General features: G+C 58.9%; 23 protein-coding genes. 13 read left to right on the forward strand and 10 right to left on the reverse strand.

Annotation, left to right across the window (positions count from 1 at the left end):
• Positions 1 to 58 precede the first annotated feature (58 nt).
• Positions 59 to 928: an SDR family oxidoreductase gene (locus tag ACEN84_RS00830; RefSeq protein WP_165402644.1), complete on the reverse strand. Its 870-nt coding sequence runs from the start codon at positions 926 to 928 to the stop codon at positions 59 to 61.
• Positions 929 to 1,700: 772 nt separating this feature from the next.
• Here ACEN84_RS00830 and ACEN84_RS00835 point away from each other — a divergent pair.
• Positions 1,701 to 1,829, forward strand: coding sequence for a CheR family methyltransferase (locus tag ACEN84_RS00835; RefSeq protein WP_354541256.1), 129 nt, complete (start codon positions 1,701 to 1,703; stop codon positions 1,827 to 1,829).
• Here ACEN84_RS00835 and ACEN84_RS00840 read toward each other — a convergent pair.
• Positions 1,793 to 2,161, reverse strand: a complete 369-nt coding sequence (locus ACEN84_RS00840) for a hypothetical protein (protein ID WP_413709047.1) — start codon at positions 2,159 to 2,161, stop codon at positions 1,793 to 1,795. The genes ACEN84_RS00835 and ACEN84_RS00840 overlap by 37 nt on opposite strands.
• A gap of 33 nt (positions 2,162 to 2,194) precedes the next feature.
• Between ACEN84_RS00840 and ACEN84_RS00845 the strand changes: the two genes are divergently transcribed.
• The 3 genes from ACEN84_RS00845 (at position 2,195) to ACEN84_RS00855 (ending at position 5,448) form a co-directional block, all read left to right on the forward strand.
• On the forward strand, positions 2,195 to 4,438 hold the full coding sequence (locus ACEN84_RS00845; protein WP_413708882.1) for a PAS domain-containing protein: 2,244 nt from the start codon (positions 2,195 to 2,197) through the stop codon (positions 4,436 to 4,438).
• Positions 4,431 to 4,844 (forward strand): hypothetical protein, encoded by a 414-nt coding sequence (locus ACEN84_RS00850; protein WP_199629705.1) that lies wholly within the window; start codon positions 4,431 to 4,433, stop codon positions 4,842 to 4,844. The genes ACEN84_RS00845 and ACEN84_RS00850 overlap by 8 nt, the downstream gene beginning before the upstream one ends.
• Before the next feature lie 343 nt (positions 4,845 to 5,187).
• A complete protein-coding gene (locus ACEN84_RS00855; RefSeq protein WP_112716163.1) occupies positions 5,188 to 5,448 on the forward strand; it encodes a DUF982 domain-containing protein in 261 nt (86 codons plus the stop codon).
• 125 nt (positions 5,449 to 5,573) lie between these two features.
• On the opposite strand, the gene ACEN84_RS00860 is transcribed toward ACEN84_RS00855, so the two are convergent.
• The 5 genes from ACEN84_RS00860 to cyoA all read right to left on the reverse strand — a co-directional run bounded on the left by ACEN84_RS00860 (position 5,574) and on the right by cyoA (position 10,275).
• A complete protein-coding gene (locus ACEN84_RS00860) occupies positions 5,574 to 5,861 on the reverse strand; it encodes a hypothetical protein (RefSeq protein WP_354541259.1) in 288 nt (95 codons plus the stop codon).
• Positions 5,862 to 6,271: 410 nt separating this feature from the next.
• Complete coding sequence (cyoD, locus tag ACEN84_RS00865) at positions 6,272 to 6,679, reverse strand: cytochrome o ubiquinol oxidase subunit IV (protein ID WP_112715885.1); 408 nt, start codon at positions 6,677 to 6,679, stop codon at positions 6,272 to 6,274.
• Complete coding sequence (locus ACEN84_RS00870) at positions 6,676 to 7,371, reverse strand: cytochrome c oxidase subunit 3 (protein WP_112715887.1); 696 nt, start codon at positions 7,369 to 7,371, stop codon at positions 6,676 to 6,678. Before ACEN84_RS00870 ends, cyoD begins: the two co-directional genes overlap by 4 nt.
• On the reverse strand, positions 7,368 to 9,380 hold the full coding sequence (locus tag ACEN84_RS00875; RefSeq protein ID WP_112715889.1) for a cbb3-type cytochrome c oxidase subunit I: 2,013 nt from the start codon (positions 9,378 to 9,380) through the stop codon (positions 7,368 to 7,370). Before ACEN84_RS00875 ends, ACEN84_RS00870 begins: the two co-directional genes overlap by 4 nt.
• Position 9,381: 1 nt before the next feature.
• Positions 9,382 to 10,275 (reverse strand): ubiquinol oxidase subunit II, encoded by an 894-nt coding sequence (gene cyoA / locus ACEN84_RS00880; protein ID WP_413708883.1) that lies wholly within the window; start codon positions 10,273 to 10,275, stop codon positions 9,382 to 9,384.
• A gap of 462 nt (positions 10,276 to 10,737) precedes the next feature.
• Here cyoA and ACEN84_RS00885 point away from each other — a divergent pair, with 462 nt between their 5' ends.
• From ACEN84_RS00885 to ACEN84_RS00895, 3 genes are all read left to right on the forward strand, one after another.
• A complete protein-coding gene (locus tag ACEN84_RS00885) occupies positions 10,738 to 10,866 on the forward strand; it encodes a hypothetical protein (RefSeq protein ID WP_354541261.1) in 129 nt (42 codons plus the stop codon).
• A gap of 6 nt (positions 10,867 to 10,872) precedes the next feature.
• Positions 10,873 to 13,218 (forward strand): glucose/quinate/shikimate family membrane-bound PQQ-dependent dehydrogenase, encoded by a 2,346-nt coding sequence (locus ACEN84_RS00890; protein WP_413708884.1) that lies wholly within the window; start codon positions 10,873 to 10,875, stop codon positions 13,216 to 13,218.
• 140 nt (positions 13,219 to 13,358) lie between these two features.
• Positions 13,359 to 13,622, forward strand: coding sequence for a hypothetical protein (locus tag ACEN84_RS00895; RefSeq protein WP_112715895.1), 264 nt, complete (start codon positions 13,359 to 13,361; stop codon positions 13,620 to 13,622).
• A 488-nt stretch (positions 13,623 to 14,110) separates the two neighbouring features.
• Here ACEN84_RS00895 and ACEN84_RS00900 read toward each other — a convergent pair whose 3' ends face one another.
• From ACEN84_RS00900 to ACEN84_RS00910, 3 genes are read right to left on the reverse strand one after another with little or no spacing between them, the layout of a single operon-like run.
• Complete coding sequence (locus ACEN84_RS00900) at positions 14,111 to 15,154, reverse strand: Gfo/Idh/MocA family protein (protein WP_130279552.1); 1,044 nt, start codon at positions 15,152 to 15,154, stop codon at positions 14,111 to 14,113.
• A complete protein-coding gene (locus ACEN84_RS00905; protein ID WP_413708885.1) occupies positions 15,151 to 16,140 on the reverse strand; it encodes an MDR/zinc-dependent alcohol dehydrogenase-like family protein in 990 nt (329 codons plus the stop codon). The genes ACEN84_RS00900 and ACEN84_RS00905 overlap by 4 nt, the downstream gene beginning before the upstream one ends.
• Positions 16,141 to 16,155: 15 nt before the next feature.
• The gene (locus ACEN84_RS00910) at positions 16,156 to 17,541 is read right to left on the reverse strand and encodes a UDP-glucose dehydrogenase family protein (RefSeq protein ID WP_130279551.1); all 1,386 of its coding nucleotides are present in this window, start codon (positions 17,539 to 17,541) and stop codon (positions 16,156 to 16,158) included.
• A 276-nt stretch (positions 17,542 to 17,817) separates the two neighbouring features.
• Here ACEN84_RS00910 and ACEN84_RS00915 point away from each other — a divergent pair, with 276 nt between their 5' ends.
• From ACEN84_RS00915 to ACEN84_RS00940, 6 genes are read left to right on the forward strand one after another with little or no spacing between them, the layout of a single operon-like run.
• Positions 17,818 to 18,924: an NAD-dependent epimerase/dehydratase family protein gene (locus ACEN84_RS00915; protein ID WP_112715905.1), complete on the forward strand. Its 1,107-nt coding sequence runs from the start codon at positions 17,818 to 17,820 to the stop codon at positions 18,922 to 18,924.
• The gene (locus ACEN84_RS00920; protein ID WP_112715907.1) at positions 18,921 to 20,963 is read left to right on the forward strand and encodes an NAD-dependent epimerase/dehydratase family protein; all 2,043 of its coding nucleotides are present in this window, start codon (positions 18,921 to 18,923) and stop codon (positions 20,961 to 20,963) included. The genes ACEN84_RS00915 and ACEN84_RS00920 overlap by 4 nt, the downstream gene beginning before the upstream one ends.
• 38 nt (positions 20,964 to 21,001) lie before the next feature.
• Positions 21,002 to 22,081 (forward strand): glycosyltransferase family 4 protein, encoded by a 1,080-nt coding sequence (locus tag ACEN84_RS00925; protein WP_413708886.1) that lies wholly within the window; start codon positions 21,002 to 21,004, stop codon positions 22,079 to 22,081.
• On the forward strand, positions 22,078 to 23,208 hold the full coding sequence (locus ACEN84_RS00930; RefSeq protein WP_112715909.1) for a glycosyltransferase: 1,131 nt from the start codon (positions 22,078 to 22,080) through the stop codon (positions 23,206 to 23,208). The genes ACEN84_RS00925 and ACEN84_RS00930 overlap by 4 nt, the downstream gene beginning before the upstream one ends.
• Entirely contained in the window at positions 23,205 to 24,296 is a 1,092-nt protein-coding gene (locus ACEN84_RS00935; RefSeq protein WP_112715911.1) for a glycosyltransferase, read from the forward strand. The genes ACEN84_RS00930 and ACEN84_RS00935 overlap by 4 nt, the downstream gene beginning before the upstream one ends.
• Positions 24,293 to 25,405, forward strand: coding sequence for a glycosyltransferase (locus tag ACEN84_RS00940; protein ID WP_112715913.1), 1,113 nt, complete (start codon positions 24,293 to 24,295; stop codon positions 25,403 to 25,405). The genes ACEN84_RS00935 and ACEN84_RS00940 overlap by 4 nt, the downstream gene beginning before the upstream one ends.
• Positions 25,406 to 25,409 lie beyond the last annotated feature (4 nt).

Raw genomic sequence — 25,409 nt, forward strand, 5'->3', positions numbered from 1 at the left:
GTCGGCGCGGCTTTGGGCTGACAGCGTCTTGAGCCGACGCTGTCAGTGGTTTTGCCATTTAGATCATCACCTCGCCGCCCGTCACGGGGATGACGGCGCCGGTCATGTAGCTGCCGAGGTCGGAGGCCAGCAGTACATAGGCGCCAGCCAATTCCGCTGGCTGCCCGGCGCGGCCGATCAGGGTCTGTTCGCCGAACTTGGCAGCCTTTTCGGCTGGCATTGTCGAGGGAATGAGCGGGGTCCAGATCGGGCCGGGCGCCACCGCGTTGACACGGATCCCCTTGTCGGCAAGCATCTCGGCAAGTCCAGCCGTGAAGTTCAGGACTGCCCCCTTGGTCGACGCATAGGCCAAAAGCTGCGGTGAGGGTTGACGCGACTGGATCGAGGTCGTGTTGATGATCGCACTTCCGGCCTTCATGTGTTGAGCGGCAGCCTTGGAAAGGAAGAATGGGGCGTAGATATTGGTGCGAAACGTCTCGTCCCACTCCTCCGCGGTGATGTCACCAATATCAGCATATGTGCGTTGAAATGCGGCATTGTTGACGAGAATGTCGATGCCTCCGAGTTCCTCGACAGCGCGCTGAACCAGGGAACGGCAATGATCTTCGGACTTAATGTCGCCGGGGACCAGGACCGCCTTGCGACCGGCCTTTTCAACCCATTCTGCCGTGTCTTTCGCGTCCTCCTCCTCAACGTCCAGATAGGAGACGAGAATATCGGCGCCCTCGCGGGCAAAAGCGATCGCGACAGCCTTGCCTATTCCTGAATCGGCACCTGTGATCAGTGCCACCTTGCCGTTCAGTTTGCCATCGCCTTTGTAGGATTGTTCGCCATGGTCGGGAACGGGGTCCATGGCCCTCGTCTTGCCCGGCGGGCTTTGCTGCTGCTCGGGATAGGGCGGCGTTGGTCGGCTTACGTCATTCGTCATCGTCTTCTCCATTATTGTTTGTCCATTATTGTTGAGCGGATGCCAAACATCTGCAGGCAATCACAGTTCCATCGCCTCGCGTCTTTTCGAGAAGGAGGTAACCTAAGGGCTTTCGGACGTTCAAGAGATGCCAGACGAGACGAGAGGAATGCGGATGACTTGACGACCCCCCCGACAGATTTGAAGGCTTTTGGGGACGGACTATTATCGCCGCGCTCGGCGACCTCGTTTTGCCGACGCGATGGTGGAACGGACGGTTCGATCGGATGGCGGGGTACGTCGGAACTGTTTCGGTACCGGTTTGCAATCGCCTCGTTGTGCCGCTACCGCAACGGTAGCGCCTCGAGGCCGATTTCTTCGCCGTCACGCAGGGGCGGAAGACCGATCCTTAGCAGTGACTGTCGGTGCGCCGCGCGATCCCGGTTGACGGCGTGTCGGGAACCCTGAAATTCGGCTGGTTCTCGCGCGATCGATGCATTAGGCCTTCGATGCCGCCCCCAAGCAACGGCGCGCCAACAAATGCGGCCGGGTAAATGCTTGGATCTGCCTCGCAACTTTCCGTCCCGGGCGAGGTTAGGGCCATGGAGGCAAACATGGCCAATAGAGACGTCATTGTCATCGGCGGGTCCACCGGGGCGATCAAGCCGTTGAACGCAATTCTTGGAATGCTGCCCGGCAATATCGACGCAGCGGTTTTGGTCGTGATCCATGTGCAGTCTGGCAGTGCCGGCATTCGTAGTGCGCTGGCGCGCATTTTCGCGTTCGCAAGGAATTGCGCGAAAGCGTACTGTTTGCCAAACACAGCATCCTTAAGGAGCCGCCCTTCATGCGGCTCGACGTCATTTCCTGCCGGAACCTGCTGATCTACCTGGAAAGAAGCCTCCAGGCCCAGGTCTGCTGATCTTCCACTATGGCCTCAAGCCAGGGCGCTACCTCTTCCTCGGCTCGGCTGAAACCGCAGACGTTGCTGCTGATCTCTTCGCCCCCGTCGATCGTCATGCGCGGATCTATAGTGCACGCCCGAAGTCGAGCCACCTGCTTCCCATCCTGCCGCAATTCGCAGCACCCGAGCAGATCAACCATACCGAACGCGCCACTCCGATCGGGACGGAGCGCGCCGCTCTTGCCCTGCACGTCGCCGCTCTCGAGCACAATGCCCCGGCAAGCGCTCTTGTTGATGATGGGCAGAATATCATTCATCTCTCTCCGACGGCGGGGCGTTTCATCTTCCATTCCGCCGGTCCGATCTCCAGGACCCTGCCAGGAGTGGTCCGTTCGGAACTGCGTCTCGACCTTCGCCTTGCGCTCTCACGGGCGATCGAGCAGGGAGAACCGACGATCACGCTGCCAACGGTTGTTAACTTCGACCATCAGCGCCGCCGCATCTCGATGAACGTGACGCCCGTCGCAAATGACGCGCAGCCGGCGACCCAGGCGCTGGTCTTTTTCATGGACGGTGGTCCTGTGCACGACGGCGAGGATCCCGATGTCGTGCCGGAGGCCAGGCCCGACGAGGTTCGCCGTCTATATGCCGAGCTTAAAGCCGCCCAGGAGGCGCTGATCGTCAGCCGGACCGGCCAGGAATCGTCGATGCAGGATTTGCGCGCAGCCAATGAAGAACTTCAGTCGATGAACGAGGAGTACCGCTCAACGGCCGAAGAGCTGGAGACGTCGAAGGAAGAGCTTCAGTCGATCAACGAAGAGCTTCACACGGTCAATGCCGAGCTGAAAAGCAAACTCGAAAGCATTTCTGCTGCCCACAGCGACCTCCAGAACCTCTCGGCTGCGACCGAGATCGGTACGCTGTTTCTTGATGCGGAGATGCGCATCAAGATGTTCACCTCGCCTGTTGCGGAGCTGTTCAATATCACCAGGCACGATATTGGCCGCGCCATCTCCGATTTTACCCATCAGCTGAACTACGACAACATTCAGGAGGATACGAGCAAAGTGCTGAAGGACCTGATCCCGATCGAGCGCGAGGTCGGAAGCCGGCGTTCCCAGCGCTACGCCATGCGATTGCGACCTTACCGCACGGTTGAGGACCGCGACGATGGAACCGTAGTCACATTCGTGGATATTTCCGAGCGAGCGCGTGTCGAGGCCGCCCTACGCGAGAGCGAGGAGCGTCTGCGCCAGTTTGGGGAAGCTTCCCAGGCCATTCTCTGGATCCGCAACGCGGAAACCCTTCAGTGGGAATATCTGACACCCGCTTTCGAGGTGATTTATGGCTTGGACCGCGAGGCAGCCTTGCGCGGCGACAATATGAGCGGCTGGCTGGAGCTTGTCGTTGCGGATGATCGCGAGCTGGCCGCAGCCAACCTTCAGCGCGTTCGAGATGGGGAAAGGGTCACCTTTGAGTATCGCATTCAACGACCTTCCGACGGGGCATTGCGCTGGCTACGCAACACGGATTTTCCGATCAAGGACGAGGCAGGAGCCGTCGTCCACATCGGCGGCATTGGTCACGATATCACCGAGATCAAGGAAACGGAGCAGGCACTGGCTGCCGCCGAAGAACGACAGCGAGCCCTTCTCGAAGGCATTCCGCAACTCGTGTGGAGGGCCAATGACGGAGGCAACTGGACTTGGGCAAGCCCGCAATGGACGCAGTATACGGATCAGGCCGAGGAACACAGCCACGGGTTCGGTTGGCTCGAGCCGGTGCATGCCGATGATCGCGAGACGGCACGTCTTAGCTGGTCAGAAGCGGTGAGGACGGGCGGGTTCGAAGTCGAATACCGCGTTCGTCATGCCGCGACGGGCACCTATCGATGGTTCCACACTCGTGCTGCGCCTGTGCGTAACGCTGCCGGCATCATTGTCGAGTGGCTCGGCACGTCGACCGACGTTGACGACTTGCGCGGACTACACAAGCGCCAGGTGCTCGTCGCCGAGCTGCAGCACAGGACACGGAACCTTATGAGCGTCATCCAGTCGATTGCCGACAACACGGCCCAAACCAGCGAAAATCTCGCTGCCTTCACCGAGCGCTCCAAAGACCGGCTGGAAGCCCTCGCGCGCGTGCAGGGACTCCTGTCGCGGCTGAACGAGCATGACCGGGTCACCTTCGACGACCTCATCCGGGGTGAACTTGGCGCGATGGATGGGAGCGCTGAACGCGTTTCGCTTGAGGGGCCGTCGGGAATTCGGCTGCGTTCATCCACAGTCCAGACGCTCGCCATGGCGCTGCATGAACTTGCGACCAACGCGGTGAAGTACAGCGCCCTTCGTCAGCATGATGGCAGACTCGCCATTCGATGGTGGCTGCAGACGGACGGAGAAGGGAACCAACCTTGGCTGCACATCGACTGGCGGGAGACAGGTGTATCGATGCCACAGATTGAGGCTGCACCGGTTGGAAGCGGTCAAGGTCGCGAACTGATCGAAAAGGCGTTGCCCTATCAGCTCAAGGCTAAAACCACCTATTCGCTCGGAACCGACGGCGTGCACTGCACTATTTCAATTCCTGTCTCGGCTAACGGGAGTACGTTTCCGGGCGATGATTGATATTCGCTTGCAGACGGCGCTGGCAGCGGTAGGATCCTTGGAGGCCGCCGGGCGCTGGCCCGACCAACAACAGTTTTCCTGGACACTTATGGCTGACCTTACAGATAAGACGGTTCTGATCGTCGAGGACGAGTACTATGTGGCCGCTGACACTGCACGCGCACTCCAAGAGGCGGGAGCGAACGTTCTTGGTCCCTGCGCCGACAAGGATGAAGCGTTCGATCTGATTGCCAATGAACTGCCCTCTGCTGCGGTGATTGACATCAACCTCGGGGATGGGGCCGATTTCTCCGTCGCCGAACTCCTTGCCGGTCGTCTGGTTCCGATCGTCTTCATGACCGGCTATGACTCGGACGTGATCCCGACGAAATTCGCCCACGTGCCTCGCCTGCAGAAACCCCGTTGACCTTCGCGAGATCGTTAACGCCGTCGCGAAGATAGTACCGGCCAGTGATTGATGAGAGAGCCCGAAATCAAGAAGCTGATGATTTCGGTGCTTGCGTCGCGGGGTGGGAAGCAGTCGCCGAAGCCAATGTGTGGAAAGGGTTGTTATAGCCCGAGCACTGAGGTCGAATGATCTCGGCATCGGCCTGGCAGGTCTTGTCTGCCAAGCCAGCGGCGTTCTCGGGTTGGCGTCCGAAACCCCGCGGCGCCTTGAGGTCTCGTCCGCCAGCGGACCAACCGTCTTAATTCTGGAACCGCAGGACCGTGACGATGTTTGTCTGAACACGTTAACGGAGGGATCTTTCATGGAAAAGATTATCGATGTCGACTTCCACCTTATCTGGACCTCACCGGTGTTTTTAAGGCTAGGGGAGGGCCTGCGCGAACGCATCGACGGGCCTGATGCAGCCCTCGCTCAACTCCACAATCGCTGGCCGCCAGACAGCCACCCAGAGTACGCCGCCGCGAAGCGCCGATGCGTCGATGCTATCACCCGCCGGGGAAGCTCTGAGCTTGCCCGGGCCGCGTTTATTGAGGCTGCGGCGCTCGCCAAAGTGCTCTCTTGAGCTGAAGTGCGTGGAACGAAGCAGAGATGGCATCGCCTTCGGGTTCTTTGACGCGATCATCTGCGTCTCATTGCTCAATGACGACGTGCTTCCATCTGTTGGACACATGGCTATGACCGGCGCGGTTATTCAGCTGCTTGTCGGAGCGACGTGGTGTCTGGAGGGTCGATGATCGCAAGGAGCTGGAAGTCTTCAATCATATGATGTTGTTCGGAGCCGAGGACAGCAACAGTCCAATAATCCGGAGCCTCCCCGAAAACCGTTGATATCTGCACGATCGAAAGTGCCCCATCGGTCTGCTTGACCGGTCTTGCCCAGTAAAATGCCTCAGGCACAATATCAGGTACAACACTCTTCATGACGCCGACTCCGACAATTCCAGAAAAGATAGCAGAAATTGGTGCCATTGCCATGCTGAGCCGCCAGGCCGAGTGAGGATTTGTCGCGATAGTACGCAAACAGACAATGTACAAGATCTTGGCGCCGCTCTTTGCGATACGAGATCTGGCGCGGTCGGAAGGGCGTATTCGGCCACTGCTGAGCCCGATACTCCGCGGTGACTGCAAGTTTCTCGCTTGTGGTCGCTCCTGGCAACTCTTTGCGGGTTTGACAGTTAGGCGGTCCAATCGAGAAAGAGAGACCATCATGTTCGGACCGTGCAATATCCTCGCCCTGGCCGGAGCACTCGCTCTCGCCGGCATCGCGCTGCAGTTCCTTTTGATGGTAAGCCTCGGTCCATGAATGAGGCTGCCGACGCGACGCCCGCGACGGTCGGCTTCAGGAAAGCCGGGGAGAACGATCCTCATCGACGTGGCCTGGCCAGCTACATCGGCATCATGTCTGGGCTTGGCATCATGTTATGGGTGAGGTGGCCCATGATCCAGATCGAGCCAATCACGATCAACATCACCACCATGACGCCGAAAGCCAACGCCAGAACATTATTGGTGTTGTCGGGTCCCGTGGTGATGTGAAGGAAAAATACCAGGTGAACGCCCATCTGAGCGATTGCAAGCACGATGAGTGCTACAGGCACCGACGGCGGGTAGATGATGTCGGATCGTACGAGATAAAACGCTGCCCCCGTCAGGATCACCGAAAGGAAAAGCCCAATGTTGGCGTTTCTGATCCAGTGGCCATAGTCTTCAGGTGGCTCGTCGCCGGGTGAGTGATCAGCCCGGTGGCTGAGAAGATCATCGTTTTCGCGTCGAGGCAAATTTCCGGAACTCATGCGTTCACCCCCATCAGGTAGACGATCGTGAAAACCCCGATCCAGACAATATCAAGGGCATGCCAAAACAGGTTGAAGCAAAGCAATCGGTGGATGATTTCTGGTCTGAAACCTTTGACCTGGACTTGCGCCATCATCGTCAGAAGCCACAGCCCACCGGCAGTGACATGCAAACCATGCAATCCGACAAGGCCGAAAAACGAGGTGAGCATGCCGCTGCGTTGCGGTGCGATACCACGACCAACCAGCTCAGCAAATTCTTGGAATTCCATGACGAGAAACGACAAGCCCAAAACACCGGTCGCCAAAAGGAATACCTGCGTCCACAGGCGACTGCGGGCGTTGGTGGCGGCAAAGGAGAGCATACAAGTGTAGCTGGACAGAAGAAGCACACCTGTCTGCAGTGCGACGCGATTGACATCGACGATGTCTGCCATTGTCGGCCCACCTGCGGTCGCACTCCTCTGCACCGCGAAAGCTGCAAAGAAGCATGAGAAGACGACAATGTCGCTCAGGAGATAGATCCAAAAGCCATAGCCGACCAGGATACGCTTTTGCGCCGGGCCAGACGCGCCGTGGCCGGCGCCCTCGATTGGCTCGGACGGCCCGTGCGAGCGGTGCCCGAGGCGGTGAGGATCTTGGTTGACCCGGCGGATCGTTTCTATACTTGCGGGGAAGCGACTGTCGGTCATGCCGTTCCTCCCTCCTGTGCCAGACGGTTGAGAAATTCCTCGCGTGCTGCGCGTCTCTTGCGCTCGGCCCGTTCGACTTCCTCTTCCGGTACCTCGAACTCGTGCACATCTCGCCATGCGAATACGACAAAGCCGATGAACGCTGCCAGAAGGGACAGCGCTGCCAGCCACCAGATGTACCAGATCATTGCAAAGCCGAAGACCGTTGCGAAAAAGGCGGTGTAGAAACCGACGGGACTGTTGATCGGCATTTCGATCGCTTCGTAATGTGGTTCCGGCGAGAGTTGCTGAGTTTCAATTGCCCGCAGCTTGATCCCCCAATATGCTTCTTCACCCTCTACGTTCGGCGTCACGGCGAAATTGAAGAAGGGAGGCGGTGAGGCGGTCGCCCATTCTAGAGAGCGGCCATCCCACGGGTCTCCCGTCACGTCGCGGAGCGCGTCCCTGTTTCGGATGCTGACGATGAGCTGTAGGACCTGCGCCACCACGCCCGCGATCAGAATGGCGATCCCGACAACCGAGACATAGAGCCACGGCGTCCAGTGCTCGAAATTGATATGTTGCAGCCGCCTGGTCATTCCATCCAGACCGAGGATATAGAGCGGCGTGAAGGTCACCCAAAAGCCGAAAAGGGCCAGCCAGAACGCGGCTTTGCCCCAGCCTGCATGCAGACGAAAGCCGAATGCTTTGGGGAACCAGAATTCAACGCCTGCAAATATGCCAAACACGACGCCGCCAATAATGACATTGTGAAAGTGGGCGACCAGAAACATGGAATTATGTGTGACGAAATCGGCCGGCGGGATGGCGAGCAGAACGCCGGTCAAGCCGCCCAGGATGAACGTGAAGATGAAGCCCAGCGACCAGAGCATGGGCACTTCAAGACGGACACGGCCGCCATACATTGTAAAGATCCAGTTGTAGATCTTGACGCCCGTCCCGACGGCGATGATGCTTGAGGAAATTCCGAAGAAAGTGTTCACAGCGGCGCCGGCTCCCATCGTAAAGAAGTGGTGCAGCCACACAAGCATCGAGACGACGCAGATGAACAGCGTCGCAGCAACCATAGACCGGTATCCGAACAGAGGCTTGCCGGAAAACGTGGAGAAAATCTCGGAGAAGATCCCGAAGGCCGGCAGGATCAGAATGTAGACCTCCGGATGCCCCCATGCCCAGATCAGGTTGACGAACATCATCGGGTTGCCCCCCGACATGCTGGTGAAGTAGTGCCAGCCGACGTAACGATCGAGGGTCAGCATTGCCAGCGTCGCCGTAAGGATCGGAAAGGCCGCAACGATGAGGAGGCAGGAGGCGAGCGCCGTCCAGCAAAACACCGGCATGCGCAGATAGCTCATTCCCGGGCATCTCATCTTCAAGATGGTTGTGACAATATTGATCCCCGTTATCAACGTGCCGATACCGGAAATCTGCACGGCCCAGAGATAATAATCCACGCCCACACCTGGAGAGTAGGTCGTTTCGCTGAGGGGAGGGTAGGGAAGCCAGCCGGTGCGGGCAAATTCCCCGACAAGGAGAGAGACATTGACAAGCAATGCGCCGCTCGCAGTCAGCCAGAATCCTACAGAGTTGAACGTGGGGAATGCAACGTCGCGCACGCCCAACTGCAGGGGTACAAGGAAATTCATGAAACCCAGGACAAGAGGCATGGCGCCGAACAGGATCATGATCGTGCCATGTGCCGTGAAGATCTGATTGTAATGCTCTGGCGGAAGATATCCCTCGGCATTGATCGCAACAGCCTGTTGCGTGCGCATCATGATCGCGTCCGCAAAGCCGCGGATCAACATCAGTATTCCCAAGAGGCAATACATGATGCCGATGCGCTTATGATCGACGCTCGTAATCCATTCGTGCCAGAGGTAGGGCCATAGCTTTTTGGTTGTGATCAAAACGGCGACAGCCAGGCCGATCACCACCACAATTGCCGAAGTGATCAAGGGGATCGGCTGCGACAATGGGATCGCCGAAAGATCTAGTTTCCCGAACATGTCAATGCTTTCCCCCGGTTGACGTCTCTCGACCAGCGTGATCGGGTGCCTCTGGTTGCGGACCTGCTCCGGAGGCGACCGTGTGATTGGCTATCAAGTGAAAGAGATGCGGATCCGCCTTACCGTAGACGGTCGGCGTCATGCGCTGCGATTGATGGAGCAGGTCGCTGTAGCTGCTCTGATCAAGGACGGGGCCTGCGAGTTTGGCATGATCAATCCATTTTGCGAATTCATCTTCCGTCAGGCTATGGACGTTGAACTGCATGTCCGAAAAGCCATCGCCGGAAAACTGCGCCGAGGTTCCCCAGATCTGTGTCGGCCGATCGGCCTGAAGATAAAGCTGGGAGGTCATTCCCGGCATCGCGTAGATCATGGAGCCGAGCCGCGGCACGAAAAAGACGTTGAAGACGCTGGCAGAGGTGATGGAAAAATGCACGGGCCTGCCGGCCGGAATGACCAGTTGGTTGACGGAGGCGACCTTTTCCTCAGGATAAATAAAAAGCCACTTCCAGTCGAGCGAAACAACCTGCACCTCAAGCGTGGGCGCCTTGGAAGGCAATGGCCGGAACGGGTCGAGCTCATGGGAGCCAATCCAGATCAGCCCGCTCAAGAACATTATCGTCAGAATTGGAATCGACCAGACGACTGCTTCGATCCGTCCGGAATATGACCAATAGGGAAGATAGTCAGCTTTCTTATTCGAAGCCCGGTAGCGCCATGCAGTCCAAAAGGCGAGGGCAATGGTCGGAATGACAATCGCCAGCATGATGATCGTCGCGTCGATCAGAATCTGGGCGTTGCCTCTACCGACCGGGCCGAGCGGGTCGAGTATGGCAAGCGAACATGATGAAAGAGGCGCACCGAGCGAGAGGAGGAGCAGGATATTTGGCGCCAACAGCCTCGCCTGGCATTTCCGAGCCGCACGCCAAATCATTGGCGCTGTCCGTTTTTTGGAAATGAGGTCATAACGCAGGCCCCGATTGGATCAAAGAAGGCGCCCAAACCGTTAGGTGGGATAAAAGTTGCAAAGAAATCTTGCTGAACGCTCGATTTAAGCGGATACCGGCTCGCGCGACCCTCGACGAGCTTGGTTTTCCGCCGCACGCTGTCCCGTCGAATCCCACCAGGCTCTCGTTTGGTCGCTGCTATGACGAACAGGCTCGGTCATGTCAAAGTCGCGTTTGCGCCTGCCTCCGGGAGCGCAACAACAGGCAGCCGCGACATGTGCACTCACTGTTCCCAACGTCAATCGCGACAGCTTGCGAGCTCGAACAACGCTGCGATCGCTCATTATCCGAATTGGCCTTGGAACTATCGGCGTTGCTTGAGGTTCGCCCGGCCTTCTGGAGGAATTCGAATGTCCCGCTTCATCGCTATTGTCGCCATCCTGTTGGTATTGGTGCTTGCCTTGTTTTTCTGGAAAGGACTGGGGGAACAGGAACGACCAGGACAACCGTCACCCCACGCGCTTGATCAGTCGCAGTAGGACCCAATGATGCTTACAATAACCTCCATCCTTTTTATCCTCATCGGACTGGCGCTTGGCGGCGGCGGGCTGTGGCTCGTGCTGCTCGGCGGCAGCATCTTCTATCTGTTCGCCGGCGCGATGTTCATCATCACCGCCGTGCTGCTCCTCATGCGCAAGGCGGTAGCGCTCTGGGTCTATGCGGCGCTCGTCGTCGCGGCGCTGATCTGGGCCGTCTGGGAAGTCGGCTTCGACTGGTGGCAGCTCGGGCCGCGCGGCGGGCTGATCATCCTGCTCGGTCTCTGGCTGCTGACGCCCTGGATCCGCCGGCCGCTCGGTTTTGCGAGCCCGACCGGCGCGGTCTACAGCGCCAACCCCTGGCCGCTCGGCGTGCCCGTGATCATCGCCATCCTGGTTGCCGGTTACTCGATGACGACGGATCCGCATGATCTCGCAGGCGACCTGCCGAAGGATGTGGTCGCGGCCGCCCCGCCCTTCGGCGGCGATGTACCGGATGGCGAGTGGCATCAGTATGGGCGCACGCCGTTCGGTCAGCGCTACTCGCCGCTCGACCAGATCAACGCCACCAATGTCAAGGATCTCAAGGAGGTCTGGCGCTACCAGACCGGCGACGTGAAGCGGCCCGATGATGTCGGCGAGACCACTTACCAGGTGACGCCGCTGAAGGTGAACGACACGCTCTATCTCTGCACACCGCATAACTGGGCCATCGCGCTCGATGCCAAGACCGGCAAGGAGAAATGGAAGTTCGACGCCAATTCCGGCATGAACCCGGACCGGCAGCACCAGACCTGCCGCGGCATCACCTATTATCAAGACACGGCGACGGCGGCCGGCCAGCCCTGCGCCGACCGCGTCTACCTGCCGACCTCGGACGCGCGGCTGATCGCGCTCGATGCCGTGGACGGGAAGGTCTGCGAGAACTTTGCCGACAAGGGCACGCTGCATCTCGAGACCGGCATGAAATACAATCCGGCCGGTTACTACTATTCGACCTCGCCGCCGGTTGCCGTTGCGGGCAAGTTGATCATCGGCGGGGCCGTCAACGACAATTATTCGACGCAGGAACAGTCCGGCGTCATCCGCGCCTTCGACATCAATACCGGCGCCCTGCTCTGGAACTGGGATTCCGGCAATCCGGATGTGACCACGCCGCTGCCGGAGGGGCAGACCTACACGACCAACTCGCCGAACAGCTGGTCGGTGCTCTCGGTCGATGAGGGCCTCGGCATGGTCTATATCCCGCTCGGCAACCAGGTGCCCGACCAGCTCGGGATGAACCGCAGCGCCAATGTCGAGAAGTTCTCGTCGTCTGTCGCAGCGCTCGACATCAATAGCGGGCAGCTGAAATGGGTGCAGCAGTTCGTCCACCACGATCTCTGGGACATGGACGTTCCGGCCCAGCCGGTGCTCTTCGACATGACCAAGCCCGACGGCTCCGTCGTGCCGGCGCTGGTGGCGCCGACCAAGCAGGGCGATATCTACGTGCTCGACCGGCGCACCGGCGAGGCGATCATTCCCTTCAAGGAAATCCCCGCCCCCGGTGGGGCGATCCCGGAAGACAAGACGGCGCCGACGCAGCCGATCTCGGATCTGACCTTCTCGCCCGATCCGCTGCAGGAAAAGAACATGTGGGGCGTCTCGCTGTTCGATCAGCTCGCCTGCCGCATCGAGTTCCACCGCTACAAATACGAGGGCCGCTACACGCCGCCGTCGCTTCAGGGCACGATCGTCTATCCCGGCAATTTCGGCACCTTCAACTGGGGTTCCGTCGCTGTGGATCCGGAGCGGCAGATCATGTTCGGCATGCCGACTTATCTCGCCTTCACCTCGAGGCTCGTTCCGGCCGCCGATATCCCGCCGCGCGGCCAGGACGAGAAGGGCAGCGAACAGGGCCTCAACCGCAATGACGGCGCGCCCTACGGCGTGTTCATGGGCCCGTTCCTCGGACCGCTCGGCATTCCCTGCCAGGCGCCGCCATGGGGCTATGTCGCCGGCGTCGACCTGCGCACCGGCAAGATCGCCTATATGCACAAGAACGGCACGGTGCACGACATGACGCCGCTGCCGCTGCCCTTCAAGGTCGGCGTCCCCGGCATCGGCGGCCCGATGATGACCAAGGGCGGCGTGGCCTTCCTGGGCGCTGCCGTCGACAACTATCTGCGCGCCTATGACGTCACCAGCGGGGCCGAGCTCTGGCAGGCCCGTCTCCCGGCCGGTGGGCAGGCGACGCCGATGACCTATACGACATCTGACAACAAGCAGTATGTGGTGATGGTTGCCGGCGGGCATGGGTCGGTGGGGACCAAGCCGGGGGATTATGTGATTGGGTATACATTATCGTCCGACTGATGATCGACCAGAGAACGGCAAAGCGCTTGGCTCTAGCAAGCGCACCGCCGCCTCGCCAGAAGCCCGTGCGGCACCGCAGTTGGAACTCCGCCTTATCGTCGATGTTCGGTGGCATCATCACCTGAAGCGAGGAGCTGTCGATGAGCAATGCAGCAACGACGACTGACCACGATATCGTCAAGAAATGGATTGAAGCCCGTCAGGGTCGCCCATCCGTCATTCGAACGAAGGGCAAAGGGGGCCTCCTTCACGTCGACTTCGGGGAGCCGGAAGACGATTTCGAAGAAATCGGATGGGACGACTTCTTCAAGATCTTCGACGACAACAGGCTTGCCTTTCTTTATCAGGACCAGACAAAAGACGGCGGGACGAGCCGGTTCAACAAATTTGTCGAACGCGAGTGAAGCAAGCGTTGCTCTTTTGCCCGGACGAAGAGACCGCCTGCATGACGCGGGTCCCCACGGGCACTGACCGCAAATTCAATTCCAGACGTCTCGCATCTGGCAACACCCTTGATGATCTGCGTTGACGCTGGCATTTAGAGTGAGGGAAAGCTCGATGCATCCCTTGCAGGCTCGCCTCGCTCCCCGGTCTGCCTTTGAAGCTCCTGGCGGATCATGGAAACGGCGCGCCGCCCGATCCCGGGGATCGTCAACAGCCGCTCATCCGACAAGGTGGACATGACGCTCAGTCGTTTGATGCCGGCTTGCCGCAAGGCTGTTATGATCCAGGGTGGCAAGCCGCTTCTGATAACCAGATCCGATGTGGTTGGCGTCTGTTCCAAATCAAATCTACGCCGCGGCATTTCCACCCCCTGCTGGTTTTCGACTAGAACCGAGCTCGCAGGCCATGGTTCCTGAACCAAGACGCTCAAAGCGCTTATCTCGCTTCATCAGTGGTCGCAGATTGATGCGCTGCGATAGATCATATCCATGGCGCGTGAAACCTCGGCGAGATGCTCGGCAGCTTCGTCGAACCTGGCTCCGGTGGCCAGCCGTCTCGCCCAGTCGATTGCAGCCCGTCCACCCCAGTCGTCTGGAGGATCGACCAACCGTCTGCGTTGCGTTCCGACTAGATGATCGGCGTAGAAGTCATAGAATGATCCATTCAGGTTGCGCATGGCAGCGCCACCCTTGGTACCGTAGAAGCTTGCATCGATGACACAGTCACAACCTGCATTCAGGCCCCAGGAGCAGGCGAGACGGACAACTGTGCCATTGGCCAACTGCAGCGTTGCCAATGCATAGTCTTCCACCTCTTCCGCGGTGATGGAAACTGGACGGCCAGCGGACATAAGGGAGCCTGAGGCCGCGACGATCTCAGGAAAGTCCAGGGACCAGAGCGCCAGGTCGATCATGTGAACCCCCAGGTCAATGACGCACCCGCCTCCGGATTTCGAACGCTTGTAGAACCAGGTTTTATCCGGCCCATAGGCATTGTGGAATGTCAGGTCGACAGCCATCACCTCACCGAGCTCGCCCGCCTGAAGCAGGCTTTTGATCCGTTGCATTGCGTGCGTGTATCGGTACGAGAGATCGACTGAAAGGAGCTTGTCGGCCGTCCTGGCGGCCGTGAGCACAGCGTTGACCTCCTCAAGACTGCGCCCGAGCGGCTTCTGGCAAAAGACCGCGTGTCCAGCCTCAAGTGACCTTATCGACTGCTGGGCGTGCTGGGCGCTTGGTGTAGCGATGACGACGCCATCAACGTCCTGGCCAAGAAGATCATCGAGGCAATCCACCCGCTCTGCTCCCGGCGCAGCCACCATGGCCGCCTTTGCCATTTCTTCTGATGGTTCGACGATGAAAGCCGCCTCGACAGCGCCTGTGGCAAGCATTGCTTCCATACGGTGTCTGCCAATCCATCCAACGCCCACAAAGCCAACCCTGGCAGGTCTTTCAGCAGCCTCAAAGGACGCGTTCGCAACAGGGCTGTTCATGAGTTTACCACCAATGCTTTCATGAAGTTGCCCGGCCGGTCACGCGTGTTGTTCAATGCCTGGCCAAGCTGACTGAGAGGATAGCGATGGGTGTACAGTCGCGAAGGATCGAGCCTTCCTTCACATGTCGCCTTGATGGCATCGTGGATACCTTCAATATAAAGCGCCGGGTCCCGTTCATGTGCGTTGACCACGTCAATACCGCGCCAGTTCCATAGCTGCATGTTGATCTGCCGTGCTCCATCCTGATGGTAGCCGGCAACCACCAGGCGCCCGCGCTCCATCGTCAATTCGCCTGCAAGATCGATTGGCCACTGCTTGCCAACCGCCTCGATCACGCAGTCACAGAACCGGCCCCCGGTAAGCGCCTTGACCCGCTCGATGATGCGCCAGTGATCGTCCATTTCGATCGTCTCATACGCCCCCATGATCTTAGCAACCGCCAGAGAGGTCTGTCGCCGCGAGATCGCGATGACCCGAGCACCGGCCTTTGCCGCCAACTGCGTCAGCAATGCCCCTAGAAAGCCGATACCGATAATGGCGACCGTCTGTCCCGGGCCTATTTCAGCTCTTTTGAAGATGTTCATGGCGCATCCGAGCGGTTCTCCGGGGAAGGGCTGGCCGGCAAGTTCTTGCGGAAGTGCGACGACCATGTCTGCCTTGGCAAAGTCGTGGCTCGCATAGGCATGATAGGAAAGGGCAGCAACGCGATCACCTAATTTTAGATGGTCGACCCCTGGACCTATCGCATCGACGTGACCCCAACCCTCATGACCAAGCCCGCCTGGTTCGGTCGGAAACTGCATCCATTCCGGTCCTGACCAAGGCGTAAGGTTGGAGGCACAGACACCGCAGCCTTCCAGTCTTATCCTCACCTCGCCATCACCTGGACGACGAAGCTCTTGCTGCACGAGCTCTGTCACTCCAGGGGCGGAGATCACGACCGCGCTCAAATGATCAGATAAAGTTCGACTGCTGTTGTCCATCATCTTCTCCGGCGTTCAACGGGCACAGGCGGCAATATCCGCCCATACAGGGTTTGCTCCAGGGTTTACCTTGCGTCGGTCCACGTCACGCGGTTTGGCCACAGGACGTCCGAGGCTATGATAAGAAAATCCGTGGCGCGTGACACTTTCGGCTGTGAACAGGTTGCGGAAATCAAACAGAAGTTTCCCGGCCACAAGATGACCAACCTTGGCGAGGTCGAGCTCGCGATATTCATCCCACTCCGTCATGATAGCGACAGCGTCGACGCCGCGGACGGCTTCATAGGGATCGTCATGCCATGTGACGCCGGATCCAAGAATAGTTTCAGCGTGCAGGCGTCCTTTCGGATCGTGACCGGATACATCGATACCGGCTCTTGCCAAGACTTGAACGACCGACAGTGCGGCCGATTCCCTGACATCGTCCGTGTGAGCCTTGAAGGCCATCCCGAGGACTGCGACACGGGCAGATTGTTGACCGGCAAGGGCTTCAAGAATTCGATTGGCGAGCATTGTCTTGCGCTCTTCGTTTGCCGTAATGACCTGTTCGATCAGAGATTGAGGGCTTTTAAACCGCCTGCCCGTTGCGGCGAAAGCTCGCGTGTCCTTTGGAAAGCAGGAGCCACCGAAGCCGGGTCCCGGCTGCAGAAAGCTCTCGCCAATGCGGCGATCCGAGCCGATACCACGCGCAACCGCACCAACGTCCCCGCCGGTATTTTCGCAAATGTTGGCGACCTCGTTGATGAAGCCAATTTTCAGTGCCAGAAACGCGTTCGCCGCATATTTTATAAGCTCCGCGTCGGTCGTTGTCGTGCTGATGAAGGGTGTTCCGGTTTCGATCAGCGGGAGATAGAGCTGACGCATCGCTGCAGCCGTATCGGGGTCGTCGGCGCCAACCACGATTCGGTCTGCCTGCATGAAGTCCGATAGCGCAGAGCCTTCTCGCAGGAACTCAGGATTCGATGCGATGCGAACTTTGCCATGGGGTTTGAGTGTCCTTATGATCTCGCCTACCGCGCGCGCTGTCCCGGCGACCACCGTCGACTTGACGACCACGATCGCATGATCGGGTAGGACGGTGGCTATGGCGCGTGCGGCTGCGGTCACATAGGACAGATCAATGTCGCCGTCTGGCCCTGACGGTGTTCCTACCGCGATGAAAACGAAGTCGGCTCCTGCTACCTCGCGCGCCAAATCAGAGGAAAACGTCAGCTTTCCGGCTGCCGTCATGTCTGCAACAAGCTCGCTCAGACCCGGCTCGAAGATCGGAATCTTGCCCCGCTGAAGATCCTCGATCCGCTTTACATCGACGTCGACGCAACAAACGTCGCGACCGAGAGATGCAAAGCAGGTCCCAGTCGTGAGGCCGACATAGCCCGCCCCGATCATTACAACTTTCATAAGGGAAGTCTCCGGTTGCAAGAGCATTTGCCGGTCGAACTTTGCTCATCGGCAAGAGTTCCTGTTCATGTCAATGAAGATGACGTTGATGATGACACGCAAGATGCCTCAACGCGCCCGGCTCGCATCTTGAGCAGTCAATCGTAGCGAAGGGAGCCCGCCAGCTGCGGGGATGTTCTCATTGATGATGTCGATGTCATTAAAGATGTCATAGCAGGAACTTTCGTTAGAAGCCGAAGTTCGCGCCCCATCATCACCAGCGACGATGGGGTCGATATGAAGAATATTCTAGTGACCGGTGGGTGCGGCTTTATTGGTCGTCACGTCACCGAAGAGCTTCTGGAGCACGGTTTCAACGTCCGCATTCTTGATGCGATGATCGATCAGGTGCATGGCGACGCGGAGGTCGAGGTACCGGACGCAGCCGAGGTCGTCAGGGGCGACATCCGCGACAAGGCTGTCGTTGAACGCGCTCTGGAGGCCGTCGATGGCGTCATACATCTTGCTGCGGAAGTAGGTGTCGGCCAGTCCATGTATGAGATTGCCCGCTATGTCGGCGGCAACGACCTTGGAACAGCAGTCCTGCTGGAGGCAATGATCGACAGGCCGGTCAGGCGGATTGTCGTGGCTTCGTCGATGAGCGTTTACGGTGAAGGCCGCTACCGCAGCAAAACGGGAGATCAGATCGGCCTGATCAGACGCCGGGCCGACAATATAAGGACAGGTCAGTGGAACCTCGTTGGGCCGGATGGGGAGGCTCTCATCCCGGTGGCGACCGACGAGGAAAAGCCTGTCGACCTTGCTTCCATCTACGCGCTTACAAAATATGCGCAGGAAAAACAGGTTTTGATCTTTGGTGAGGCCTATGGTGTGGATGCCGTGGCATTGCGCCTCTTCAACGTCTTTGGTGCAGGTCAGGCGCTTTCAAACCCCTATACCGGCGTCCTCGCCAATTTTGCCTCCAGGCTCGCGAATAATCAGCCCCCGATGATCTTTGAAGATGGTCAGCAACGGCGTGATTTCGTTCATGTACGTGACGTCGCGCGGGCGTTCCGGCTTGCGGTGGAGAAGCCTAATCTGAACGGGCACACCATCAATATCGGCAGCGGCCAGTCCTATACGATTGCCGAGGTTGCTGCTCTCCTGGCCGCTGCCATGGGCGTGCCGGAGATCGGCCCCGAGATCATGGGCAAGGCACGGGCCGGGGATATCCGCAATTGCTTTGCCGATATCTCGAAGGCGCGTGAGCTCCTCGGTTTCGAACCGCAGCAAAGGTTGGAGACATCGCTTGGACCTTTCGCACAATGGGTCCGCGCCGCCGGCGCCATCGACCGGGGCGGGGAGATGAGACGCCATCTGGAAGAGCGAGGCCTTGTATCATGACAGTATCCTTCTCATCCGACAGGTCCGCTGCGAAGACCAAGACCTATGGGTTTGTCGAATGGTTCCGTCCCGGTGAGTTCGAGCGGACCGAACGACTTTTGCCGGACATTCTGGCAAGCGGCGCAAGCTACCTCAGAACCCATCTTTCATGGGCCGAATATCTGGCACCCGGCGGCGAAGCCTGGTTCGACTGGCTCATCCCGCGGCTCGGCGGTCAAATCGATCTGCTACCCTGCATCCATTACACGCCACCTTCGATGTCGCGCACCGGGAGATCGTCCGGCGCACCGCGTGATATCAAGGCTTACGCCGATTTCGTCGATCACGTGCTGACCCGCTACGGCAGATACTTTGAATTTGTCGAGCTGTGGAACGAGCCCAACAACCTGCTTGATTGGGATTGGCGCGAAGACGGCGACTTCCAGCTCTTCTGTGAGATGATCGGGAAGGCCGCCTATTGGGCCAAGCATCGCGGGTGGAGGCCTGTTCTTGGCGGACCTTGCCCATTCGATCCCTACTGGTTCAACCTGATGGGGGATCGCGGCCTCCTCAGCGTCGTCGATGCGGTGGGCTTCCATGGCTTTCCCGGAACCTGGGATAGCGAGGAGGGCACCTGGGGTGGGTGGGACATGCATCTTGGCGAGATGCGTCGTATCCTTGACCGCTTTAATGAAGACGCGCAAATCTGGATTACAGAAACGGGCTATTCCACTTGGCGCAATGACGAGACGGAGCAGGCCAGGCGGTTCATCAAGGCATTGTCGGTTCCCGCCGATCGCCTGTTCTGGTATTCATGGGCCGATGTGGCGCCCGACATTCCCGTACAGGAGGGGCTCTGGTTCGATCCACGCCATTACCATCTCGGCGCGGTGACCCACGACAACCAACCCAAGCTTCTCGCACGTCTTTTGATCGAGGGCGGGGTTCCCCGGCTGGAAGATATCACCAGGCTTGCTGCGCCCAATCTGGCAAAAGGCTCCGCTCCGATCGTCATTACCGGCGGCAGTGGTTTCATCGGCTCCAATCTCGCCGACAGCTTGCTGCTTGAGGGTGAAGACGTCGTAATCCTAGACAATCTCAATCGGCCGGGCGTCGACCAGAACCTTGCCTGGCTGACGGAACGACATGGAAAGCGGGTACATCCCGTTCTTTCGGACATTCGCGATGTTCGTGGCATCGAGCCGGTCTTTACAGACGCGAAGGCAGTTTTCCATCTCGCTGCCCAAACGGCTGTGACGACCAGCCTAGTCCACCCGATCGATGATTTCGAAACGAACGGGCGTGGCACGATCAATGTTCTTGAGGCTGTGCGTAAAGCTGGCAGGCAGGCGCCGGTGATCTTTGCAAGCACCAACAAGGTCTATGGATCTCTCGACGATCTCATCATGGTCGAGACTGATTATTCCTATGTCCCGCAAGACGCAGCAATTCGCTCACGCGGCATCGCCGAAGATCGGCCTCTGCGGTTCTGCACGCCTTACGGCTGCTCAAAGGGCGTCGCCGACCAATATGTCCTGGACTACGCGAAGTCCTTCGCGATACCGACGGCGGTGCTTCGAATGAGCTGCATCTACGGACCAAGGCAATTCGGCACCGAAGACCAGGGCTGGGTCGCTCACTTCCTGATACGCGCGCTCCAGGGAGAGCCGATTTCGATCTATGGGAACGGCAAGCAGGTGCGTGACGTGCTCCATGTCGACGATGCAGTCGCCGCTTATCGCGCAGTTCTCGGCAACATCGGAAAGGTCAGGGGGCAAGTCTTCAACCTCGGTGGCGGCGCGAACAATGCCGTCAGCGTCCTGACAGTGCTGCGTGAAATTGAATCCCTTGTCGGCCATCCGCTCGATACGCGGTTTGGCGACTGGCGCGCCGGTGATCAATATTATTTTGTAGCCGATGCGGGAAAGCTCACCCGCGAACTTGGCTGGCAATCGAACATTCATTGGAAAGCGGGCCTGCGCCATCTTGCCGACTGGCTTGAGGAACATCGCTTCGCCGGTCGCGTTCGGCTGCAGCCCAGAAAGAAGGTTCCAGCATGACAGGGGTTCAAACCGCATGCCAAGGGATGAAGGTGCTGATGACGGTCGACGCTGTGGGGGGTGTCTGGCGTTACGCCATGGATCTGGCAGCCGGGTTGCGCATCTTGGGCGTCGAAACGGCGTTCATCTGTTTTGGGTCGGCACCATCAGCGGCCCAGGCTGCGGAGGCACAGCAGATTGGTGCGCTCCATGTCTGCGATCTTCCGCTCGACTGGATGGTGGACAACGAGGCGGCGTTGCATGGGGTCACGGGTGCAATCGAGCATTACGCAGCTGTCGAACGGGCCGATCTCATCCATCTCAACTTGCCGTCACAGGCCGCCCGATTGAGAACGAATATCCCTGTCGTGGCTGTCGGCCATTCATGCGTATGCACCTGGTTTAAGGCAGTCCGGGACGATCATGCGCCAAAAAACTGGCAATGGCATTTTGAACTGAACCGTCAGGGGTTCAATCGGGCCGATGCGGTCGTGATGCCCAGCGAAAGTCATGCCCGGCTCTCCACTGAAGTCTACGGCGAGATAAAGGGGCTGCGCGTTGTCCACAACGGCACTTGTTTACCGGAGGTTTCGGGCCAGAAAGAGAACTACGTCTTTGCAGCAGGACGTTGGTGGGACGATGGAAAGAATGGTGCCGCACTGGATGCTGCAGCCGGTGGTCTCGACTGGCCGGTCGTGATGGCAGGCTCTAACCGGGGACCTAACCGGCAGTTTCTGCAGCTTCTCAACGTCGATCATCGCGGCGAACTGGATCATTCCGAGACCATGGCCTTGATGCGTCAGGCTGCCATCGTGGTCTCGCCGTCGCTTTACGAGCCGTTTGGCCTGGCGGTGCTCGAGGCGGCACGCAGTGCAAGCGCCATGGTTCTGGCGGACATCCCAACCTATCGGGAGCTGTGGAGCGGGACAGCCCTTTTTGCCGATCCCAACAGCAAGGAAGCATTTGCAGCGGCAATCAGCCGTCTGGTGCACGACAAAGAGCTTCGCAAGCGCCTGGGAGGGCTGGCGCAGGCTCGTTCGCGCGCATTCACCGTCGAGGCCCAGGCCGCATCCGTTCGCGCGATCTATCGGCACGTTCTTTCAATTGTGCAAGCCCCAACCGCCATGGAGTACACATGAAGTTCATCTTCTACACCCATTCGCTGGTATCTGACTGGAACCACGGAAACGCCCATTTTCTGCGTGGCGTCATGCGTGAGCTTATCGGCCGCGGCCATGATGCACTGGCGCTTGAGCCAAGCCATAGTTGGAGCCGCGACAATCTCGTGGCCGATCAGGGCATGGTGGCGATCGACATGTTTCGCAAGACGTTCCCGGACTTGAAAGCCGAGGTCTACGACGCTGATTTCGAGCATGAGGAGGCCTTGGCTGACGCCGATGTCGTCATCGTCCATGAGTGGACCGAACCGGCTCTGGTCGCGCGTCTTGGACGCGCGCGGCGCAATGGGGGTGCCTTCACGCTGTTGTTCCATGACACCCATCATCGCGCGGTGTCCGCTCAAGACGATATCGCGCGCCTAGAGCTTGCTGATTATGATGGTGTTCTCGCCTTCGGCGAGACATTGCGACAGCGCTATTTCAAGGCGGGGTGGGGCCGCAATGTCTTCACTTGGCACGAAGCCGCTGATGTCGCGCTTTTCCGGCCAATGCCGGAAATCGAAAAGACCGGCGATCTGATCTGGATTGGCAACTGGGGCGACGACGAACGCTCCGAGGAGATCATCAACTATCTCGTGCGCCCGTCGGAGGCGCTGCGCTTGAGGACGACCGTTCGGGGGGTCCGATATCCGCAACACGCGCTTGACGCTCTTGTGGCCGCCCATATCGAGTATGGAGGCTGGATCGCAAATGCCGAAGCGCCCATTGCTTTTGCGCAGCACCGGGTGACAGTTCATATTCCGCGCCGCCCTTACGTCGAGCACCTCCCCGGAATACCGACCATCCGTGTCTTCGAAGCGCTCGCCTGTGGCATCCCACTTGTTTCGGCGCCGTGGGACGATGCCGAAAATCTCTTCCGTTCCGGGCAGGACTACCTTGTCGCCTCCAGTGGGTCAGAGATGGCCCTCACGCTGGACCGGGTGTTGAAAGATGCTGAGCTTTCGGCGGCACTCGTTGCATCCGGGCTCGAAACAATTCGTACCCGTCACACCTGCGGTCATCGTGTGGATGAACTCCTGTCGATCCTTTCTACATGCGGCAGCCGGCGGGTCACCGAAAAGCTTACAGCACTGGAGGCCGCTCAATGAAGGTCGCATTTTATGGTTCGAGCATCGTGTCGGCCTACTGGAATGGCGCCGCCACTTATTACCGCGGCCTCCTACGTGCGCTTGCGCTCAAGGGGCACGATATCACCTTCTATGAGCCGGATGTGTTTGAACGTCAGCAGAACCGCGACATCGATCCGCCCGAATGGTGCAAGGTTGTCGTTTATGACGGGTCGATCGACGGACTAAGGCAGGCGACAGCCGAGGCAGCGCGAGCCGATGTTGTCATCAAGGCGAGTGGTGTAGGCTTTGAAGACGATCTCCTGCTTGCCGAGCTTCTTCGCAACGCGCGTGCCCGCGCGCTGAAGATCTTCTGGGATGTCGATGCCCCCGCGACACTTGCCGAACTTCATGCTCGCCCCGACCACCCGCTTCGTCAGGCGCTTGCACGCATCGACCTCGTCCTGACCTACGGCGGCGGTGAGCCCGTTGTGGATGCTTATCGTCGCCTTGGAGCGGCCGACTGCATTCCGATCTACAATGCCCTTGATCCTCTGACGCATCATCCGGTCGAACCCGACCAGCGCTATGATGCAGAACTCGGCTTTCTCGGCAACCGGCTGCCCGATCGGGAAGGGCGTGTCGAAGACTTCTTTCTTGCGGCAGCGGCAAATAGGCCCGGCCAAACCTTCTTGCTCGGCGGATCTGGCTGGCATGGAAAATCCATGCCCGGCAATGTCCGCTATGTTGGTCATTTATCCACGCGCGATCACAACGCGTTCAATGTTACGCCGAAAGCGGTCCTCAATATCTCGCGCGACAGCATGGCGAAGAATGGTTTTTCCCCTGCAACGCGCGTATTCGAGGCCGCCGGTGCCGGTGCCTGCCTCATCACCGATCATTGGGAGGGCATTGAACTCTTTCTGGTGCCTGGCAGCGAGGTCTTGGTCGCTCGCGACGGGAAGGATGTCGCAGAAATTCTCGCCTCGTTAACCCCCGAGCGAGCCATGACCATAGGCAAGAATGCGCTCGCGCGAGTCCTTTCGCAACACACCTATGATCACCGTGCCGATAGGGTCGACGGCATTTTACGCTCGTTTTCGGCGCGTCGACTGGAGGCAGCGGAATGACACGGTCATTGCAGTTGGTCTTCATCGGGCTGTCTCTGTCTTCATCCTGGGGCAATGGCCACGCCACGACGTTCAGAGCGCTTATCAGAGGTCTGAACGAAAATGGTCACAAGGTGCTTTTCCTGGAACGTGATGTGCCCTGGTACGCAAACAACCGCGATCTCGCTGAGCCGGATTTCTGCGAACTGGCCTATTATGAAGATCTCGACGAAATGGTCACGCGATATGCAAAGCGCCTGCGCGCTGCCGATGCGGTGGTCGTCGGGTCCTACGTGTTCCAGGGCATCGACGTTATCGATCGCCTGGCAACGATCGCACTGCAGAGGCTATGCTTTTACGACATCGACACGCCGGTAACGCTTTCCAAACTCGATCGTGGCGACGAGGAATATCTTGCGCGCCGTCAGATCGCAGTTTTTCAGGCTTATTTCTCGTTTTCGGGCGGCGAAGTGCTCAAGGAACTGGAGACCCGATACGGCGCTCAGCGTGCCATTGCGCTTTATTGTTCGGTTGACCCGGACCGATACGGCAAGACCGATGATCCCACCATCTGGGAGATGGGATATCTGGGCACCTACAGCGCTGATCGACAACCGACGCTCGAGCAGCTGCTTCTCGAACCTGCACGTCAGCTTCCCGACAGGCGGTTCGTCGTTGCCGGCCCACAATATCCAGATGATATCGACTGGCCCGCCAATGTTGAACGCATCGATCACCTGCCGCCCTCAGACCATGCACGTTTCTACAGTCGTCAACGCTTCACGCTCAACGTCACGCGCGCTCATATGATCGCTGCCGGCTGGTCCCCGAGCGTTCGGTTGTTTGAGGCAGCTGCCTGCGCAACGCCGATCATCAGCGATGCGTGGCGCGGCCTCGATGAGCTTCTGCCGGATGGGCAAGCACTGATCATCGCCCGAAACTCGCAGGACGTCATCAGCGCGTTGGTGGAATTGCCGGAAGCGCGCCGCCGGTCAATGGCCGAGCGGGCGCGGGCAATCGTGCTTGGCGGACATACGGGACGGGCGCGGGCGCGTGAGCTCGCCGAGGCGATCTCATGCCTGCCAGCCGCACCGGCACCGCGCATTGCCCATCAACAATTGTCAGCGTAAGGAG

It is taken from the genome of Rhizobium sp. Rhizsp82 (assembly GCF_047325115.1).
Lineage (GTDB): Bacteria > Pseudomonadota > Alphaproteobacteria > Rhizobiales > Rhizobiaceae > Rhizobium.